Raw genomic sequence first — 5,562 nt, 5'->3', positions numbered from 1 at the left:
CCGGACCTGCCCCCGATCGGCCGGAGGGCCGGCCTCCTACCGCTCCCCGAACCGTCCGTAGGAGGCCAGCCCCCTGGCCGATCCGGCACCGGACCCGGCCCGCTCGGCCGGAGGGCCGGCCTCCTACCGTTTGCCCGGCCCCTTCTTCGGGCCGCCCTTGCGGCCCGGCTTGCGGCCGGTCGGGGCCGGCCGTGCAGCCTTCTCCACGCCCAGGTGCTGGGTACGCACCTCGCCGCCGCGCTGCCGGAGCGCCTTGCCGCCGCGGGTCACGCGCCCGCCGGCGGCCGGTCGCGTCCCGCCGCCCTTGCTACCCCCCTTGCCCCCGGTACCCGCCGGCTGCCAGGTGGGGATCAGGTGATGCTTGCCGTTGCCGATCAGGTCGCGCCGGCCCATGCGCTTCAGCGCATCACGCAGCAGTGGCCAGTTATCCGGGTCGTGATAGCGCAAAAACGCCTTGTGCAGCCGCCGCGCCCGCGCCCCGCGGGCCACGGAAAGCCGCGAATCCGCCCTGCGCCGCACGCCCCGCAGCGGGTTGCGCCCGGTGTGCCACATCGCGGTGGCCAGGGCCATGGGACTGGGCAGGAAGGCCTGCACCTGGTCGGCGCGGAAGCCATTGCGCTTGAGCCACAGCGCGAGGTTCAGCATGTCCTCGTCGGTAGTGCCCGGATGCGCGGCAATGAAATACGGGATCAGGTACTGCTCCTTGCCCGCCGCCTTCGAGTACTTCTCGAACATCGCCTTGAAGCGGTCGTAGGTACCCATCCCCGGCTTCATCATGTGACCGAGCGGGCCCTCCTCGGTGTGCTCCGGGGCGATCTTCAGATACCCGCCGACATGGTGCGTCACCAGCTCCTTCACGTATTCCGGCGACTCGATCGCCAGGTCGTAGCGCAGGCCCGAGGCGATCAGCACCTTCTTCACCCCCGGCAGCTCGCGCGCCTTGCGATACAGGCGGATCAGCGGGGCATGGTCGGTGTTCAGATTGGAGCAGATCCCGGGATACACGCAGGACAGGCGCCGGCAGTTCTTCTCGATCTCCGGATCCTTGCAGGCCAGGCGGTACATGTTCGCGGTAGGCCCGCCGAGGTCCGAGACCACCCCGGTAAAGCCCTCCACGCGATCGCGCATCTCCTCGATCTCGCGCAGGATGCTGTCCTCCGAGCGACTCTGGATGATGCGCCCCTCGTGCTCGGTGATAGAACAGAAGGTGCAGCCGCCAAAGCAGCCGCGCATGATGTTCACCGAGAAGCGGATCATCTCCCAGGCCGGGATGCGCGCATCGCCGTAGGACGGATGCGGGGCGCGGGCGTAGGGCAGATCGAACACCGCGTCCATCTCCGGGGTCGACAACGGCACCGGCGGCGGGTTGAGCCACAGCTCCTTGTCGCCGTGGCGCTGCACCAGCGCCCGCGCGTTGCCCGGGTTGGTCTCCAGATGCATCACCCGCGAGGCATGGGCGTACAGCACCGCGTCGCCCTTCACCTGCTCGAAGGCCGGCAGGCGGATCACGGTGCGGCTGCGCGGCGTGCCCTTCGGGATCTCGCGGTGGAAGCGTACGACCTGCGCTTCGGCATCACCCCCGGATCCGGGTTGCGTGCCCGATTCCTGCCCGGTCGCGCAGGCCTGCGCCGAGGTCTCCGCATAGGGATCCGGGTTGGCATCCACCGGCCCCGGGGTATCCACCTCGGAGGAGTCCAGCACCACGTGATCGCCCGGCACCCGGTCGCGCAGGAACGCGGTGCCCCGCAGATCGTTGATCTCGCGCGGATGCTCGCCCCCGGCCACCCGATGCGCCAGTTCCACCAGCGCGCGCTCGGCGTTGCCGAACAGCAGGATATCCGCGCGCGAATCCAGCAGCACCGAGCGGCGCACCTTGTCCTGCCAGTAGTCGTAATGGGCGATGCGCCGCAGGCTCGCCTCGATCCCGCCGATCACCACAGGCACGTCGCGGAAGGCCTCGCGCACCCGCTGGCTGTACACGACCACCGCGCGATCCGGACGCCTGCCGTGCACGTCGCCGGGCGTATAGGCGTCGTTGGAGCGCTTCTTCCGCTCCGCGGTGTAGTGGTTGACCATCGAGTCCATGTTCCCGGCGGTCACGCCGAAGAACAGGTTCGGCCGCCCCAGCGCGCGGAACGCCTCGGCCGAGGTCCAGTCGGGCTGGGCGATGATACCGACGCGAAAGCCCTGCGCCTCCAGCAGCCGGCCGATGATGGCCATGCCGAAGCTGGGATGGTCGACATAGGCATCCCCGGTGACCAGCACGATGTCGCAGGAATCCCAGCCGAGCTGGTCCATCTCCTCGCGCGTGGTCGGCAGGAACGGCGCCGTGCCGAAGCGTTTGGCCCAGTACGGACGGCGGTCGAACAGACCGGGCACGGTCTCGTCGGCGATAACGGGTACGGAAGCGGACATGCGGCCTCGTTCCGGAGATTCCGGAGCACTGCGATCGGGTAATCGCCCATTACACGCGCGCGCGGCCCGGGCTTCAACCCGACCCGCGCGCGGCAGGGGCTTCAGACGTGCCGCGCGTCGCGCACGCCGGCGTACTGCACCCCGGCCAGACGGGCCAGATCGCGATCGAAGGTCGACAGATCGTTGGGGCCGAAATCCTCCAGCCGCGCATGACCGCAGGCCCGCGCCAGCACCCGCGCCAGTTCGGTGCCATCGGTCAGGAACCGGCCCAGACGCGCCGCCCCGGTCTCCACATCCAGGCGCGCACGCAGCCGCGGATCCTGGGTGGCCACGCCGGTCGGGCACTGGTTGGTGTGGCAGATGCGCGCCCCCACACAGCCGATCGCCTGCAGCGCGGCGTTGCCCAGGGCCACGCCGTCGGCGCCCAGCGCCAGGGCCTTGACCCAGTCCGCCGGGGTGCGCAGCCCGCCGGTCACCAGCAGCGTCACGCGGCCCGAGGCCCCGGTGGCATCCATGTGCCGGCGTGCACGCGCCACCGCCGGGATGGTCGGCACCCCCATGTGGTCGCGCAGCAGCGCCGGCGCGGCGCCGGTGCCCCCGCCGCGACCATCGAGGATGATGTAGTCGGCACCGGCCTCCAGGGCAAAATCGATGTCCGCCTCGATGTGGTGCGCGGCCAGCTTGAACCCGACCGGGATGCCGCCGGAGCGCTGGCGCACGTCGTCCGCGAAGCGGCGGAAATCCTCCGGCGTGCGCAGCGCCGGATCCGCGGGCGGCGAGACCGCGTCGCGCCCGGCCTCAATCCCGCGCGCGGCCGCGATCTCGTCGGTCACCTTGGAACCGGGGAGCACGCCGCCCACGCCGGTCTTGGCCGCCTGCCCGGCCTTGAAATGGAAGGCCTGCACCCGCTCGGGCACCGTGTCGTCGTAGCCGAAATGCGCCGGACCCAGCTCGAACAGATAGCGCGAGGCGGCCTCCGCCTCTTCCGGCAGCATGCCGCCCTCGCCGGAACACACCCCGGTGCCGGCGAGCTCCGCGCCGCGTGCCAGCGCCAGACGCGCCTCGCGCGACAGCGAGCCGTAGCTCATGTCGGTCACCAGCCAGGGCATGGACAGCCGCAGCGGCCGCTGCGCCTGCGGCCCGATCACCAGCTCGGTGGCCACCTCCGCCCCGGCCTCCAGCGGCCGGCTCGCCAGCTGGGCCGCCAGCAGCTGCAGCGCATCCCAGCCCGGCAGGTCGTCGCGCGGCACGCCCATCGCCACCGTCGGTCCGTGGGCACCGAGCCCGTCCAGGCCGTCGCGCGCCAGCGCATGGATGAACTCGACATGCGGCTCGGTCGCGGTCGCGCGCGGATCGGGCGGCGCGTCGGATCCGCCGTTCCCGGCGTTCCCGCCCGGCTCCGACGCCGGTTCCGACGCCGGTTCCGGCGCCTCCCCGACCTGCGCGTCCAGCCCGGCGTGCGTACCGTCACAATAGGGCAGATTGCCCGACTGCTTGCACTGGCACAGAAACGCCTCGCCATCCTCCTGCGCGGTAAACGCCAGCGGGCCCAGGCCCGTCCCCGCGTGGGAACCGTCACAGAACGGCTGGTTCGCCGAACGCCCGCAGCGGCAGAAGTAGTACTCCTTCCCCTTCTCCAGCTCCACGCCACGCGGTTCCAGTGCCGCAATCACGGGTCGGCTCATCGTATCCTCCTGTCGGGTGCCGTCTCACCCGACATGAACCCACAAACCCGCACCCCGGCGCAAACCGCCCGACCCGGCCGCCCCGTCTGGGCGCGATGACGCCCGGGGGCGTATCATGAGGAATCGTGCCATCTGCCCCCGGGAGCCCCGCATGAACCAGGTCGACCACCGCAACACCCGCCGCGACTACACCCGCGCCGAGCTGCGCCGCAGCGACCTGACCCCGGAGCCCGCACAGCTGCTGGCCCGCTGGCTGGAAGAAGCGCGCGAGGCCGGCAACCCCGATCCCACCGCCATGACCCTGGCCACCGCCGACGCCGACGGCCAGCCCTCGGCGCGCATCGTCCTCTTCAAGCATTTCGAGGGCGAAGGCCTTTGCTGGTACACCGACTCGCGCAGCCACAAGGGCCGCGACCTCGCCGAGAACCCCCGCGCCGCGCTGCTGTTCTACTGGCCCGAGACCGAACGCCAGATCCGCGTCGAGGGCAGCGTCAGCGCCCTGCCCGCCGAGCTCGCGGACGACTACTTCAGCCAGCGGCCCGGCGGCAGCCGGCTGGCCGCCGCCGCCTCCCTGCAGAGCCAGCCGGTGGAGGACCGCGCCACCCTGGAGCAGCGCGTGAAGGACCTGGAAAAGCAGTACCCCGACGGCAACGTCCCCCGCGACCCGGCCTGGATCGGCTACCGCCTCGCGCCCGAACTCTTCGAATTCTGGCAGGGCCGCGCCAGTCGCCTGCACGACCGCTTCACCTACCATCACAACGGCGAACACTGGGAAATCACCCGCCTGATGCCCTGAACCGCCGATCCTGAAGCGCGCCATGCGGGCGGTCCGCATGCGGGAGCCGGGTTCCCCCGCCGATTATCCACGGCAACCCTACCGCCCCCGCCTCCGAATCTGCTAGGATGCGCAGCGCTACTGGCGACGGTCGCAACAACCGACCGGGTCGGAGCACGGAGAGGTGCCGGAGTGGTCGAACGGGGCGGTCTCGAAAACCGTTGTACGCGCGAGCGTACCGAGGGTTCGAATCCCTCCCTCTCCGCCAGAATTCCGCAGGAGCGTGCTTGCACGCGAAAAAGGGGCCCGCGCGGCCCCTTTTCTATGCGCATCCCCCCGCAGGCGCCCGTGAACATGCCCGTAGGAGATTCTATGTCTGCGTGCAAGGGTTCGGGGGTCGGTAGTCGGTCTGGTTTTTCATGAGGGCGAAGGCGACGCGGGCGAGTTTGCGAGCCAGGGCATTGAGGGCCTGCGTCGTGGCCAATCCCCGATCGAGACAGCGCTGGTAGTAGTCGCTCCAGGCGGGTTTGGATTTGGCCTGCATGGCCGCCATGTAGAGCAGGCGTCGCAGCTCCGGGTCTCCCTGCTTGGTGAGCCGGCGTCGGCCTCGCTTCTGGCCGGAGTCCCGGACCCGGACATCCATGCCCAGGAAGGCCACGAACGCATCGCTGCTGCGGAAGGTTCCAC

At 70.6% G+C, this 5,562-nt stretch carries 4 protein-coding genes and 1 tRNA gene; 2 read left to right on the top strand and 3 right to left on the bottom strand.

The genetic code is table 11. The features are described 5' to 3' along the window. Positions 1-123: 123 nt before the first annotated feature. Both F787_RS0113790 and F787_RS0113785 read right to left on the bottom strand, forming a co-directional pair. Complete coding sequence (locus F787_RS0113790; RefSeq protein WP_028492558.1) at positions 124-2,415, bottom strand: YgiQ family radical SAM protein; 2,292 nt, start codon at positions 2,413-2,415, stop codon at positions 124-126. A 101-nt stretch (positions 2,416-2,516) separates the two neighbouring features. Next, positions 2,517-4,100 carry a glutamate synthase-related protein gene (locus F787_RS0113785; protein WP_028492557.1) on the bottom strand — a complete coding sequence of 528 codons (1,584 nt, stop codon included), beginning with the start codon at positions 4,098-4,100 and terminating at the stop codon, positions 2,517-2,519. 151 nt (positions 4,101-4,251) lie between these two features. On the opposite strand from F787_RS0113785, the gene pdxH reads away from it, so the two are divergent. Further along, a complete protein-coding gene (pdxH, locus tag F787_RS0113780) occupies positions 4,252-4,896 on the top strand; it encodes a pyridoxamine 5'-phosphate oxidase (protein WP_028492556.1) in 645 nt (214 codons plus the stop codon). Positions 4,897-5,053: 157 nt separating this feature from the next. Continuing rightward, positions 5,054-5,143, top strand: a tRNA-Ser gene (locus F787_RS0113775). 102 nt (positions 5,144-5,245) lie between these two features. Here F787_RS0113775 and F787_RS15815 read toward each other — a convergent pair. Beyond that, a partial coding sequence (locus F787_RS15815) for an IS110 family transposase (protein WP_042806009.1) occupies positions 5,246-5,562 on the bottom strand: 317 nt, incomplete at its 5' end.

The sequence above is a fragment of the Thioalkalivibrio sp. ALE19 genome, assembly GCF_000428605.1.
GTDB lineage: Bacteria > Pseudomonadota > Gammaproteobacteria > Ectothiorhodospirales > Ectothiorhodospiraceae > Thioalkalivibrio.
Note: the sequence above shows the minus strand (reverse complement) of the source record. Positions and strands in the feature narration are given on the sequence as shown.